General features: G+C 71.5%; 12 protein-coding genes and 1 pseudogene. 11 read left to right on the forward strand and 2 right to left on the reverse strand.

Features of this window, described 5'->3' with window-relative positions; translation table 11 throughout:
- Positions 1 to 63 precede the first annotated feature (63 nt).
- The gene (locus AB0G16_RS20255) at positions 64 to 1,404 is read right to left on the reverse strand and encodes a cytochrome P450 (protein WP_362806790.1); all 1,341 of its coding nucleotides are present in this window, start codon (positions 1,402 to 1,404) and stop codon (positions 64 to 66) included.
- A gap of 518 nt (positions 1,405 to 1,922) precedes the next feature.
- Positions 1,923 to 2,813, reverse strand: coding sequence for a peptidylprolyl isomerase (locus tag AB0G16_RS20260; RefSeq protein ID WP_362806793.1), 891 nt, complete (start codon positions 2,811 to 2,813; stop codon positions 1,923 to 1,925).
- Between the two features lie 209 nt (positions 2,814 to 3,022).
- Here AB0G16_RS20260 and AB0G16_RS20265 point away from each other — a divergent pair, with 209 nt between their 5' ends.
- The 11 genes and pseudogenes from AB0G16_RS20265 (at position 3,023) to rpmI (ending at position 13,447) form a co-directional block, all read left to right on the forward strand.
- Positions 3,023 to 3,484, forward strand: coding sequence for a DUF2231 domain-containing protein (locus AB0G16_RS20265; RefSeq protein ID WP_362806796.1), 462 nt, complete (start codon positions 3,023 to 3,025; stop codon positions 3,482 to 3,484).
- 30 nt (positions 3,485 to 3,514) lie between these two features.
- A complete protein-coding gene (locus AB0G16_RS20270; RefSeq protein WP_362806799.1) occupies positions 3,515 to 4,825 on the forward strand; it encodes a replication-associated recombination protein A in 1,311 nt (436 codons plus the stop codon).
- Between the two features lie 112 nt (positions 4,826 to 4,937).
- On the forward strand, positions 4,938 to 5,330 hold the full coding sequence (locus tag AB0G16_RS20275) for a DUF948 domain-containing protein (RefSeq protein ID WP_362806802.1): 393 nt from the start codon (positions 4,938 to 4,940) through the stop codon (positions 5,328 to 5,330).
- Positions 5,327 to 5,593: a hypothetical protein gene (locus AB0G16_RS20280; protein WP_362806805.1), complete on the forward strand. Its 267-nt coding sequence runs from the start codon at positions 5,327 to 5,329 to the stop codon at positions 5,591 to 5,593. Before AB0G16_RS20275 ends, AB0G16_RS20280 begins: the two co-directional genes overlap by 4 nt.
- Before the next feature lies 1 nt (position 5,594).
- The gene (gene alaS / locus AB0G16_RS20285) at positions 5,595 to 8,264 is read left to right on the forward strand and encodes an alanine--tRNA ligase (RefSeq protein ID WP_362806808.1); all 2,670 of its coding nucleotides are present in this window, start codon (positions 5,595 to 5,597) and stop codon (positions 8,262 to 8,264) included.
- 49 nt (positions 8,265 to 8,313) lie between these two features.
- On the forward strand, positions 8,314 to 8,802 hold the full coding sequence (gene ruvX, locus AB0G16_RS20290; RefSeq protein WP_362806864.1) for a Holliday junction resolvase RuvX: 489 nt from the start codon (positions 8,314 to 8,316) through the stop codon (positions 8,800 to 8,802).
- Positions 8,799 to 9,863, forward strand: coding sequence for an endolytic transglycosylase MltG (gene mltG / locus AB0G16_RS20295; RefSeq protein WP_362806811.1), 1,065 nt, complete (start codon positions 8,799 to 8,801; stop codon positions 9,861 to 9,863). Before ruvX ends, mltG (AB0G16_RS20295) begins: the two co-directional genes overlap by 4 nt.
- A gap of 163 nt (positions 9,864 to 10,026) precedes the next feature.
- Entirely contained in the window at positions 10,027 to 11,202 is a 1,176-nt protein-coding gene (mltG, locus tag AB0G16_RS20300) for an endolytic transglycosylase MltG (RefSeq protein WP_362806814.1), read from the forward strand.
- A complete protein-coding gene (locus AB0G16_RS20305) occupies positions 11,199 to 12,023 on the forward strand; it encodes a shikimate dehydrogenase (protein WP_362806866.1) in 825 nt (274 codons plus the stop codon). The genes mltG (AB0G16_RS20300) and AB0G16_RS20305 overlap by 4 nt, the downstream gene beginning before the upstream one ends.
- A 418-nt stretch (positions 12,024 to 12,441) precedes the next feature.
- Positions 12,442 to 12,954 (forward strand): annotated as a pseudogene (gene infC / locus AB0G16_RS20310) (translation initiation factor IF-3); the annotation flags it as partial.
- A gap of 298 nt (positions 12,955 to 13,252) precedes the next feature.
- Positions 13,253 to 13,447 carry a 50S ribosomal protein L35 gene (rpmI, locus tag AB0G16_RS20315; RefSeq protein WP_362806817.1) on the forward strand — a complete coding sequence of 65 codons (195 nt, stop codon included), beginning with the start codon at positions 13,253 to 13,255 and terminating at the stop codon, positions 13,445 to 13,447.
- The last annotated feature ends 11 nt before the right edge of the window (positions 13,448 to 13,458 follow it).

The raw sequence follows: 13,458 nt of genomic DNA on the forward strand, positions 1-13,458 counted from the left end.
GCCCGGCCCGGCACCCGTGCCGGGACACTTCCGCCCGGAGCCCGCTCCGGGCGGGAGTTCCCGTCAGAAGGAGACGGGCAGGCTCCGCAGACCGCGGATGATCGAGCCGTTCCCGCGCCAGGAGAGCTCGGAGGGCGCGCAGGCGAGGCGGAGGCCGGGCAGCCGGCGCAGCAGCGTCTCGAAGGCGATCCGGCCCTCCAGGCGGGCCAGGTGCGCGCCCAGGCAGAAGTGGATGCCGTGCCCGAAGGCCAGGTGGTGGTTGTCGGCGCGGGTGATGTCGAGGACGTCGGGAGCGGTGAAGGCGCGCGGGTCCCGGTCGGCCGCCCCGAGGGCGACGTGTACCACGGAGCCCCGCGGGACCGCCACGCCCCCGATCTCCATGTCCTCGGCGGCGAAGCGCAGGGTCGCCCGCTCCACCGGGCCCTCGTAGCGCAGGAACTCCTCGATCGCCGAGGGCAGCAGCTCGGGCCGCTCCCGCAGCAGCCGGAGCTGTCCGGGATGGGTCAGCAGGGCCAGAACGCCGTTGCCGATCAGGTTGACGGTGGTCTCGTGCCCGGCGACGAGCAGCAGCGTGAGCGCGGAGATCAGCTCCGGTTCGCTGAGCAGCTCCCGCTCGTCGCGGGCGGACACCAGCGCGCTGACCATGTCGTCCCTGGGCTCGGCCCGGCGCGCGGCGATGATCTCGGCGAAGTAGGCGTGGATGTCCCTGTTGGCGGCGGACCGGCGTCGGACGTCCTCCTCGGTCAGGGCGGCGCTGACCAGCGTCGTCGACCAGGCGCGGAAGTCGTCGCGGTCCCCGGCCGGGATGCCGAGCAGCTCGCAGATCACCACGATGGGCAGGGGGAAGGCGTACTCGTCGAGCAGGTCGGCCCGTTCCCTGCCCGCCATGGCGTCGACGAGCCCGTCGGCGATCTCCTGGATCCGGGGGCGCAGGCTCTCGGTGCGCCGCGGGGTGAAGGCCCGGGAGAGCAGGCGGCGCAGCCGGGTGTGGTCCGGCGGGTCGGAGTTGAGCAGGTTCCTGTCGAGCAGCGGGTTGCTCGCGGCCGAGCCCTCCGAGCCCTCCGAGCCCCCTGAGCCGCTTGAGCTCCCCGAACCGCTTGAGCCCCCTGGGTTCTGCGGGCCGCCGGTGCCCCCCGTACCGCCAGGGGCGCCCGTGCCCTCGGCGCCACCGGTGGTGCCGCGTCGCTGGGGTGAGGCGGCGCCGTGCCTGAAGTCCTTGGCCAGCCTCGGGTCGGCGAGCGCCGCGCGGCCGTGCTCGTAGTCCACGACCAGGAAGTCCTCCCTGCCCGTGTGGGACCTCACGGCGTGCACGGGTCCCTTCTCGCGGAGCGCGGCGTAGGTCGCGTAGGGATTCCTGCCGAACTCGGGATCGAACACGAACTCGCCGCGCAGCTTCTCCGCCATCGGGTGCTCCCTCGTGAGGTGGACCGGGACCTGTCTCGAGTCTGGTCGCGCCAAGGAGGGCGCCGGGCGACTGTGACCGGGATCACGGCCCTTCCGTGATCACGATTTTCTCAGGTTCGCGGCCCCGGGCGTCCTGCCAGGTCCCAGGTGGTCCAGGTGGCCCGTCCGGGCGCCCAGGCCGCCCCGGGCTCCCCTACCGCGTGCCCTGACCCTCAAAGCCCGGCGGGCCTCGCCCGTGCCGTACGGACGCTCTGAGCGCCCCCGTCCGGTCCTCGGCCCCGTCGCCTCGGGAACGGGCACGGCGCCGCCGGGCCGGGGGCGCGGACCGGCGGACGCGAAGGACACGAGGACGGCACGAAGGAGGTGGAGGACCGGCGGTACGCAGGATCGGAGGACACGGAAACGCCCCGGGTGGGCCTTCCGGCCTCCGGGGCGTCCGTGGTGTCCGGCGATGCGGCGGTACGGCGATGCGATGCCGCGGCGATCGTCCGGGACCGACGTGTCGCCGCGGAGGCCCGCTAGGAGAGCTTCACGTCCTTGATGACCACCGGCAGCTTGGGGGCGGTGGCGCCGCCGTCGCCGGTGATGTCGTCGGGGTTCTCGATCCATCCGCCCGTGTAGATCTTCTCCAGGACGTCCATGCCCTTGCGGACGAAGCCGAAGGGCGTGTAGGCCTTCTCCACCTGGTTGGTGTCGTCGGCCATCGAGATCCAGAACTGGCTGCCGTTCTGGTTGACGGCGTCGGGAGCCTGGGCCACGGCGACCACGCCCTTGGTGTACATGGCCCCCTCCATGTTCTCGTTGTCGTAGACGTAGCCCGAACTGCCCTGACCGTCGGTGGGGTTCTTGCCGTCGGCCTTGGCCTGCGGGTCGCCGCACTGCAGCAGGCCCACCCCGGCGCTCTCGGGAGTCGCCAGGCGGTGGCACTTGTTGCCGTCGAAGAAGTTCTTCTTGGCCAGGAAGGCGAAGGAGTTGATCGTGCACGGCGCCTGCGCGGTCGCCAGCTCGATCTCGACGACACCGTGGTTGGTGGTGATCGTCATGGTCTTGAGCTTCAGGTTCGGCTTCTTCGGCGGCATGCCCACGAACTTCATCGGGCTGCCGCTGGTGTCCTTGCGGTAGGAGCAGCTCGTGTTGGCCGGCGCGGCCGGGGCGCTCGTGCTGGGCGTCACCGCCGGGGTGGGGGTGCTCGACGCGGACGGCGACGTCGTGGCGGCTGCGGCCGTGCCCCTGTCGTCGTCGTCTCCCAGGAGGGTCACACCGGCCACCAGCCCGCCCGCCACAACGAGCGCGGCGACCGTTCCGATGACGGCGTTCCGCTTCGACGTGCCGGTCTGCTGCTCAGCACGCTTCGCCTGCCGCTCCCTGTGTTCCCGAGCCAGTCGGCTCTGGCGGTCCTCGGCGCTCACCGCTATGTCCTCCAGGATTGCTGTTACATGATGTGTGGACTGGCGAAAGAGTACCGGCCCCGATATGTGCTTCACGTAAGTGGTGAAATTCGCCCAGTGGTGCCGGACGGTCACAGGGGACGAGACATGGTCCCCTCACGCTCCCCATAGCCGGTCCATGGTGGGATCCCTACCTACCGACGACGAACCACGTACCACCGGAGCCTCCCATGTTCGACGAGATCCTCGGCCTGCCCCCGCACCCCTTGATCGTCCACGCCGCGGTGGTCCTCACCCCGTTGCTCGCGGTGCTCGCCACCGTGTACGCGCTGGCGCCCCGCACCCGGCGCTCGCTCGCCTGGGCGGTGGCCGGGCTCGCCCCGATCGTGCCGCTGAGCGTGTTCGCGGCCCGGCAGAGCGGTGAGAGCCTGCAGGCCGGACGCTTCTCCTCCGCGAGCGGCGAGATGGGGGAGCTCATCAACGAGCACGCCGCTTTCGGCACCCCCCTGCTGTTCGTCGCCCTCGGCCTCGGCGTCGCGTCCGCGGCCCTGGTCCACGTCTGCCGAGGCGACAGGTTCGGCCGCCCGCTCGTGACGGCCGTCTCGGGGCTGACCGTGATCCTGGCCGTGGTGGCCGTCTACTACGTGGTCAGGGCCGGGCACAGCGGCGCCGTCGCCGTCTGGGGGAGCTGAGGCGCGCCGGGCGGCGGTACTGTCTCAGGCGTGGACAGCCTGTTCGACGCGGCGGCCGAGGAGGCCCACCGCGGCCAGGAGCCCCTGGCGGTGCGGATGCGCCCCCGGGGCCTGGACGAGGTGATCGGCCAGCGGCACCTGCTGGGCCCCGGCACGCCGCTGCGCCGCCTCGTCGAGGCCGAGGCGCCGATGTCGCTCTTCCTGTGGGGGCCGCCGGGCACCGGCAAGACCACCCTCGCCTACGTGGTGGCCGGTGCCACGAAGCGGCGCTTCGTCGAGGTGTCGGCGGTCTCGGCCGGGGTCAAGGAGGTCCGCGCGGCCATCGAGCAGGCCCGCAGGGACCTGGGCATGTCCGGCCGCCAGACCGTGCTGTTCGTCGACGAGGTCCACCGTTTCAACAAGGCGCAGCAGGACGCCCTGCTGCCCGCCGTGGAGAACCGCTGGGTCACCTTCATCGGCGCCACCACCGAGAACCCGTTCTTCTCCGTCATCTCCCCACTGCTGTCGCGCTCGCTGCTGCTGACCCTCCAGGCCCTGTCGGAGGACGACGTCCGCGCGGTGCTGGAGCGCGCCGTCGCCGACCCGCGCGGCCTGGACGGGAAGGTCCGCCTGGCGCCCGAGGCCGCCGAGCACCTGGTCCGGCTGGCCGGCGGCGACGCCCGCAGGTCGCTCACCTACCTGGAGGCCGCCGCGCTGATCGCCGACGGCGAGGTCACGGTCGAGGTGGTGGAACGCGCGGTGGACAAGGCCGCCGTCCGCTACGACCGTCAGGGCGACCAGCACTACGACGTGATCAGCGGTTTCATCAAGAGCATGCGGGGCTCCGACGCCGACGCCGCGCTGCACTACCTGGCCCGGATGATCGAGGCGGGGGAGGACCCCCGGTTCATCGCCCGCAGGATCGTCGTCTTCGCCTCCGAGGACGTGGGCATGGCCGACCCCACCTGCCTGCAGGTGGCGGTGGCCGCGGCCCAGGCGGTGGAGCTCATCGGCATGCCCGAGGGCAGGCTCAACCTGGCCCAGGCCGTGATCCACTGCGCGCTCGCCCCCAAGTCCAACGCGGTGATCACCGCTGTCGGCGAGGCCTCGGCGGACGTGCGGCGCGGCGCCATCGGGCACGTCCCCGCGCACCTGCGCGACTCCCACTACGCCGGGGCCGGGAAGCTCGGGCACGGCGAGGGCTACCGCTACCCCCACGACTTCGAGCACGGCCTGGTCCGGCAGGAGTACGCGCCCGAGGAGCTGCGGGACCGGCGCTACTACCGCCCCACCCGGCACGGCGCCGAGGCGGCCTTCGCCGACCGCTGGTCCAGGATCCGCGCCTTCCTGCGCGGGGAGTGACCCGCCCCGCGTCCGGCGCGCGGTGAGCGGGGAGCGACGACCCCGGGCACGATAGGGTTTCGCCATTCCACCCGACCACGGCCGGGGTCACCTATGAGGGGACGGGTCCGCAATGCTCACCGCAGGAGAGGTCGCCGGGCTGATCGCCGCGATGGCCTGGGCGATCCTGGTCTGCTTCATGGCCGTCGCCCTGGTCAGGCTGATCCGGTTGCTGACCGAGACCACCAAGATGGTCTCCCAACTGGGCGACCGCGTCGTCCCGCTGCTGGAGGACGTCTCGGCGGCCGTCGGCGAGACCAACCGGCAACTGGTGGCCCTGGAGGCCATCACCAAGGACGTCAAGCAGGTCAGCGGGCATGTCGCGAGGGTCAGTGACGTCACCCAGAACCTCGTCACCGGGCCGATGATCAAGGTGGCGGCGTTCACCCACGGCCTGCGCCGGGCACTGGGCGCCCGGCGCCGCCCGGTGGCCGCCCGGCCGGCCCTGGAGAGGAGGCGGCGATGATCCGCAGACTGTTCTACATGGGACTGGGCGCGTTCGGCGCCGTGTGGGTCATGCGCAAGCTCCAGGCGCTGCACCCCGACCACCTGGCCCGCCGGGCCGTGCACGGTGCCGCCGGCGCCCTGGAGCAGGTGCGCGACCTGGCCGGTGAGACCCGGCGGGGCGCGGCCGAGCGGGAAACAGAGTTGCGATCGCGGTTCGGACTCGACACCGTGGAAAGCGCCGTGGAAAACCCCTATCACTTCGACGTAAAGGACGGCCGCTGACATGGATTCGGCAGAGATCGCCCGCCGCTTCCTGCGCTTCTTCGAGGAGCGTGGGCACACCGTCGTGCCCTCGGCCAGCCTCATCGCCGAGGACCCGACCCTGCTCCTGGTCAACGCGGGCATGGTGCCCTTCAAGCCCTACTTCCTGGGCCAGCAGAAGCCGCCCTACAAGCGGGCCGCCAGCGCGCAGAAGGTCGTGCGGACCCTCGACATCGACGAGGTCGGCAAGACGACCAGGCACGCCAGCTTCTTCCAGATGCTCGGCAACTTCTCCTTCGGCGACTACTTCAAGGACCAGGCGATCCCCTTCGCCTGGGAGCTGCTGACCAGGCCCGAGTCCGAGGGCGGCTTCGGCTTCCCCGAGGACCGCCTGTGGGCCACGGTCTACCTCGACGACGACGAGGCCGCCGAGATCTGGAGGAAGGCCGGGGTCCCGGCCGAGCGCATCCAGCGCCGCGACCTGGCCGACAACTACTGGCACATGGGCGTGCCCGGCCCCGGCGGCCCGTGCAGCGAGATCTACTACGACCGCGGCCCCGAGTACGGGCGCGAGGGCGGCCCGATCGCGGACGAGAACCGCTACCTCGAGGTGTGGAACAACGTCTTCATGCAGTTCCAGCTCAGCGCGGTCCGCAGCAAGATCGACTTCGACATCGCCGGGGAGCTGCCCGCCAAGAGCGTCGACACCGGCATGGGCCTGGAGCGCATGGCGGCGATCCTGCAGGGCGTCGACAACATCTACGAGATCGACACCACGTACAAGATCCTCGAACGGGCGGCGGAGCTCACCCGGACGCGCTACGGCCGCGACGGGCGCGCCGACGTGTCGCTGCGCGTGGTCGCCGACCACGTCAGGACCGGCGTCATGCTCGTCGCCGACGGGGTGCTGCCCTCCAACGAGGGCAGGGGCTACGTGCTGCGCCGCATCCTGCGCCGCGCCATCCGCAACCTGCGCCTGCTCGGCGCGGGCGAGGAGCGCTACATGCACGAGCTCACCGCGGTGACCGTCGAGGTGATGGGCCGGCAGTACGCCGAGCTCAAGGCCGACGCCCCGCAGATCCACGGCGTCATCGACGCCGAGGAGGCCTCCTTCCTGGGCACCCTCCGCACCGGCACCGCGATCTTCGACGTGGCCGCCGAGGAGACCAAGCGCAAGGGCCGCGCCACGCTCGCCGCCGACCAGGCCTTCCAGCTCCACGACACCTACGGCTTCCCGATCGACCTCACCCTGGAGATGGCCTCCGAGCAGGGGCTGCGGGTCGACGAGGAGGGCTTCCGCCGGCTGATGAAGGAGCAGCGCGACCGGGCCAAGGCCGACGCCGCCGCCAAGAAGACCGGCAACGCCGACATCTCAATCTTCGGCACGCTCCTGGAGAAGACCGGCAAGGTGGAGTTCCTGGGGTACGACCAGGTGACCGCCGAGGCCGAGGTCATCGGCCTGCTGGTGGACGGCGCCCCGGTGCCCGCCGCGGGCGCGGGCACGTCGGTCGAGGTGGTGCTGGGCCGCACCCCGTTCTACGCCGAGGGCGGCGGCCAGCTCCCGGACCAGGGCGTGATCCGCACCGGCGGCGCCGAGGTGGAGATCGTGGACGTGCAGTCCCCGGTCCCCGGGGTCGTCGTGCACCGGGGCAAGGTCCGCTCCGGCGAGATCCGGGTGGGCGACCAGGCCCAGGCCGAGATCGACGTCGAGCGGCGCCGGGCGATCTCGCGCAGCCACACCGCCACCCACCTGGTGCACCGCGGCTTCCGCAACGCGCTGGGCGAGACCGCCGCGCAGGCCGGCTCGGAGAACTCGCCGGGCCGCTTCCGCTTCGACTTCACCGCCGCGGGCGCGGTACCGCCCAGCGTGCTGCGCGACGTCGAGGACGAGGTCAACGCCGTCCTGATCAACGACCTGCGGGTCAACGCCTTCCACACCTCCCAGGCGGAGGCCCGCGCGATGGGCGCCCTGGCCCTGTTCGGCGAGAAGTACGGTGACACCGTCCGCATCGTCGAGGTCGGCGAGTACTCACGGGAGCTGTGCGGCGGCACCCACGTGGCCAGCTCCGGGCAGCTCGGCCTGGTCAAGGTGCTGGGCGAGGCCTCGATCGGCGCGGGCGTGCGCCGCGTGGAGGCCCTGGTCGGGCTGGACGCCTTCCGCTTCCTGGCCAAGGAGAGCGTGCTCGTCGCCCAGCTCTCGGACCAGCTCAAGGCCCGCAGGGAGGAGCTGCCCGAGCGCATCGAGGGCATCGTGACCCGGTTGCGCTCGGCGGAGAAGGAACTGGCCGGCCTGCGTTCGGCCCAGGCGCTCGCCGGAGCCGGGCAGATCGCGGAAAGTGCCCGTGATCTGCACGGAGCCGCCGTCGTGACACACCGCGCGCCTGATGGCACCTCTCCGGACGATCTGCGTAAGCTCGCCCTGGACGTCCGTGGACGGTTGCCGGGCGATCGCGCCGCGGTCGTCGTCGTCGCCGGTGTCCCCGGCGACCGGCCGGTCGTCATCGCCGCGGTGAACGAGGCCGGACGCGACCGCGGCCTGAAGGCGGGGCTGCTGGTCGGCGTCGCCGCGAAGGCGCTCGGAGGTGGTGGTGGCGGCAAGGACGACGTCGCGCAGGGCGGCGGGGTGCGCCCCGAGGAGATCGGTGACGCACTCGCCGCCGTGGAGCGGTCGATCACGCAGACGCTCTCCTGACGGGGGACGACACCCCCGCGCCGGGTACGGCACGAGGGTGGGGACGATGATGAGAAACGGTGTCCGGCTCGGGGTCGACGTCGGCTCGGTCCGCATCGGCGTGGCGCGCAGCGACCCCTCGGGGTTGCTGGCCACGCCGGTGGAGACCGTCCGGCGCGGCAAGGGCGACCTCGACCGGCTCGCGGAGATCGCGGCCGAGTACGAGGTCGTCGAGGTGATGGTCGGCCTGCCGACCTCGCTCTCCGGCCGCGAGGGGCCGGCGGCCGAGGCGGCCCGGGAGTTCGCGGGCAGGATCTCGGCGCGGCTGGCCCCCGTCCCGGTCCGGCTGATCGACGAGCGGCTGACCACGGTCACCGCCCAGCAGGGCCTGCGGGCCAGCGGCGTACGAGCGAAGAACCAGCGCGCCGTGGTCGACCAGGCCGCCGCGATCGTGCTGCTCCAGGCGGCGCTCGACACCGAGCGCGCCACCGGCAGGCCCCCCGGCAGCCCGGTGGCGCCGCCCGCGGGCCGCTCGTCGGACGGCGGGGAGGTCCGGTGAACGGCCCGGGAGCGGTGCGGCCGGTGCGGCCGGCGCGGCCGGTGTGGCCGCTGCTGGCCGGGGCGTCCGCGCTCCTGGTCGCCGCGGGAACCGCCGGGCTCATCGTGATCCGCCCCTACCTGGCCCCCGCCGACTTCGAGGGGCCGGGGTCGGGCACGGTCGTGGTGGAGATCTCCCCGGGCGCGAGCGCCGCCGAGATCGGCCGGACGCTGGCCGACGCCGGGGTCGTGGCGAGCGCCAGGGCGTTCGTCAGGCGGGCCGAGGAGCAGGCCAGGACCGCCACCCTGCACCCGGGCCGTTTCAGGCTGCGCAGGGGCATGGACGCGGCCTCCGCGCTCGACCTGCTGGCGGCGCCCGGTTCGCGGATGGTGCGCACGGTCACGATCCCCGAGGGGCTGCGCCTGCCCGAACTGCTCGACCGGCTCGCCGAGGACACCGGCCTGCGCCGTGGCGACCTGGTCAGGGCCGCGGCCGACGAGGAGGCGCTGGACCTGCCCCGGTACGCCGGGAGCGCCGAGGGCTTCCTGTTCCCGGCCACCTACGAGATCGAGCAGGACACCACCGCGCCCGAGCTGCTCGCCGCGATGGTGGAACGTTACAAACAGGTCGCCGCCGCCCTCGACCTGGAGGGCAGGGCCGAGCGGAGGCGGCTGACGCCGCTGGAGGCGGTCACGGTGGCCAGCATCGTGCAGGCCGAGGGCGGCCGGGACCCGGACTACCCCAAGATCGCTAGAGTGATCTACAACCGGATCAGGGCCGGGACGCCCCTCCAGCTGGACACCACGGTGCTGTACGCGCAACGGCGCAGGACCCTGGAGGTGTCGCAGAAGGACACCGAGGTGAGGTCTCCTTACAACACCTACCTGCGTCCCGGCCTGCCACCCGGGCCCATCGCGAACCCCGGGGAGAAGGCATTGATCGCGGCGCTCCAGCCAGATCAAGGTGATTGGTTCTGGTTTGTGACTACCGATCCGGAGCATAGAATCACGAAATTCACTGACAAAGAGAGTGAGTTTGTGAGATACCGGGAACAGCTGAACAGATACCTAGGGAAGCGTTGATGCCCGGCGGAACACCCCCCGTTCCGCCGCGAGCGGCGTCCCGCGTCCCCGGACCGGACGGCGACTCCCGCGGAGGTGGGACGTCCGGCAGGATGCCCCCCTCCGGTTTGGCGGACCCGCTTGACGCCAGGCCGTCCTCAGCGGGAGATTGGCCAGCGTCTCTATGAACGATCTCGATATGGACTTCCTGGTCGGCTCCGACGACGAAGGTCGGTCGCGCCGAGGCTCCCGCGCGTCCTCGGGCCGCGAACCCGGTGAGCGCCGGGGCCGGCGGCGCAGGCGCCGCCGCAGCCGTGGCCGGTTCCTCGCCCCGATGCTCGCGATCATCGTGCTGCTGGGCGGGATCGGCGCCGCGGGCTTCTACGGTTACACCTGGGTGCGCGACGTGATGACCCCCGACGACTACACCGGTCAGGGGTCCGGCGAGGTCGTCGTGGAGATCAAGGACGGCCAGACCGCCTCCCAGATCGCGCAGACCATGGAGGAACAGGGCGTGGTGAAGAGCGCCAAGGCCTTCGTCGACGCCGTGGGCCAGGCGGGCAAGAGCTCGGCCCTGCAGCCCGGTGAGTACACCATGCGCAAGCAGATGTCGGCGGCCGAGGCCGTGAAGCTGCTCGACCCGGACAAGCAGCTGCTGAAGCGGGTCACGCTCAAGGAGGGGCTGCGCCTGGTCGACACCCTCAAGCAGCTCGCCAAGCAGACCGGCAAGCCGCTCAGGGAGTTCCAGCAGGCGGCCAAGGACGGCGAGGAACTCGGCCTGCCGCAGTACGCCCGGGGCAGGCTGGAGGGCTACGCCTTCCCGGCCACCTACGAGATCAGGCCGAAGATGACGGCCTCGGACGTGCTGACCGCGATGGTCGACCGCTTCCACCAGACCGCCGACAAGGACGACCTGCAGGCCAAGGCCAAGGAGCTCGGCCACACCCCGCACGAGATCATGACGATCGCCAGCATCGTGCAGGCCGAGTCCGGTACCAAGGACGACATGGGCAAGGTGGCCCGCGTCATCTACAACCGGCTCGACGGGGAACCGCCCCGCATGCTGGAGATGGACAGCACCGTGATGTACGGGCTGAACAAGTACGGCATCGAGTCCTCCACCAAGGACCTGGACAGCACCTCGCCCTACAACACCTACCGGCGCCTGGGCCTGCCCCCCGGTCCGATCGCCAACCCCGGCGACGACGCCATCCAGGCGGCCCTCAACCCCACCAAGGGCGACTGGGTGTGGTTCGTCACCACCTGTCCTGGCAAACGCCTCACCAAGTTCGCCTCGCTGGAGTCCGACTTCATCGCGCTCAAGGCCGAGTACGAGCGGAACAAGGTGAACGGGTGCTGAAGGCGGCGGTGCTGGGATCGCCGATCGTCCACTCGCTCTCCCCGTACCTGCACCGCGCGGCCCACCGGGCCATGGGCCTGCACGAGTGGCACTACGAGGCGATCGAGTGCGACGAGGCCGCCCTGCCCGGCCTGATCGGCGACCTGGACGGCACCTGGCGCGGGCTGTCGCTGACCATGCCGCTCAAGCGGGCCGTGCTGCCGCTGCTCGACACCGTCTCCGAGCTGGCCCTCCAGGTGGGCGTGGCCAACACCGTGATCCTCTCCGAGGAAGGGCTGCACGGCGACAACACCGACGTGCACGGCATCGTCGAGGCGCTGGCCGAGGCGGGGGTGACCGCGCCCCGCGCGGCGACGATCCTGGGCGGCGGCGCGACCGCCGCCTCCGCGCTGGCCGCCCTGCGGCGCCTCGGCCTGGGGGAGGCGACCCTGGTGGTGCGCGACCCGGCCAGGGTCACCGTGACCGCCGAGGCGGCCGAGCGGCTGGGCGTGAACCTGACCGTGCAGTCCCTCGACAAGCTCGAGGCGGCGCTGGAGGTCGACCTGGTCGTCTCGACCATGCCCTCCGGCGCCGCCGACGACCTGGCCGAGACACTGGCCGGGGTGCCCGCCCTCTTCGACGTGATCTACGCGCCCTGGCCCACCCGGCCGGCGGCGGCGGTGGCCGCGCGGGGCGGGACCGTCGTCGGGGGGTTCCCGATGCTCCTGCACCAGGCGGTCAGGCAGGTCGAGCTGATGACCGGCCGCGCGGACGTGCCGGTGGAGGTCATGCGCGAGGCGGGCAAGGCCGAGATCGTCCGCCGCGCCGCGCCGACCGAGTGACCCGCCCCCGCCCCCGACGCCGCCGTCCACGCGCCCCCGGCGCTCCCTGTGTTCCCTGTGTTCCCGGTGTTCGAGAGGCGCACCCGGGAGCGTGGCGCGCCGCGGGATGATTCTGGGTGAGCACGCCGTTGTGGTAGAGTAACGACTCGATCGGTCCGGCGTGCCTGCTGGACGCGCAAGCGGAGGTCGCCCTCCCACCTCGTCGACCGCAAGGCCGACAGGTCAGGATCACACCGGGTGACTCCCGGAGAGCTTACGGCGTAAAGCCCTCGGTTCATGTGGCCCCGCATGCGTGACGTGCGGGGCATTCTGCGTTCGACACCCCTGCCAGGGGGTGAGCGTCCGCGACCTTCCCGGCACGATCGAGCATGTTGCGGCCCCCTGACGGGGGCCGTGGATCGCAAACCTAGGAGGCCCCATCAGCGCCGAGCCCCGCATCAATGACCGCATTCGCGTGCCCGAGGTCCGCCTCGTCGGCCCGAACGGCGAGCAGGTGGGCATCGTCTCCATCGGCGATGCCTTGAAGCTGGCTCAAGAATCCGACCTCGACCTGGTCGAGGTCGCGGCAACGGCTCGCCCGCCAGTGTGCAAGCTCATGGACTACGGCAAGTTCAAGTACGAGTCCGCGATGAAGGCACGTGAGGCGCGCCGCAACCAGGCGTACACCATCATCAAGGAGATCAAGCTCCGGCCGAAGATCGATCCGCACGACTACGAGACCAAGAAGGGTCACGTGGTGCGGTTCCTCAAGGCGGGGGACAAGGTCAAGGTCACCATCATGTTCCGAGGCCGGGAGCAGTCCCGGCCCGAGCTGGGCTTCCGGCTCCTGCAGCGGCTGGCCGAGGACGTGACGGAGCTCGGCTTCGTCGAGTCCCAGCCCAAGCAGGACGGCCGTAACATGATCATGGTGATCGGCCCGCACAAGAAGAAGGCAGAGGCCAAGGCCGAGAAGGCGGCGGCCAAGGCGCGGCATGACGAGGACGCCTCCGGTGACGTGTCCCGGTCCGCGGACGAGACGCACGCCGACGACGTCGACAGTGTCGACGACGTCGACGAGCAGGTCTCCGTCGGTGGAGCGGTGGCGGCCCCGCAGGAGTAACTCGCATAGCCTGGATCCTCAGGTAGTCGCGAGATCAAGCCGAGACCGGGTCCGGTCTCGCAGTCAGGCATGCCCTTGACTCGGGTTACCGGCCCGGGACATCGGCGCGATCGAGGGAGAGACGGCCGAGATGCCGAAGATGAAGACGCACAGCGGTGCGAAGAAGCGGTTCAGGCTCACGGGCACCGGCAAGCTCGTGCGCCGCCGCGCCAACCGCGCGCACTACAACGAGCACAAGGCGTCCACCCTGACGCGTCGTCTCAAGCCCGAGGTCGTGCTTTCCGACGCCGACTCCAAGAAGATCAAGAAGCTGCTCGCTAAGTAACCGCCCCCGGG

Source organism: Streptosporangium sp. NPDC023615 (assembly GCF_040640155.1).
Classification (GTDB): domain Bacteria; phylum Actinomycetota; class Actinomycetes; order Streptosporangiales; family Streptosporangiaceae; genus Streptosporangium.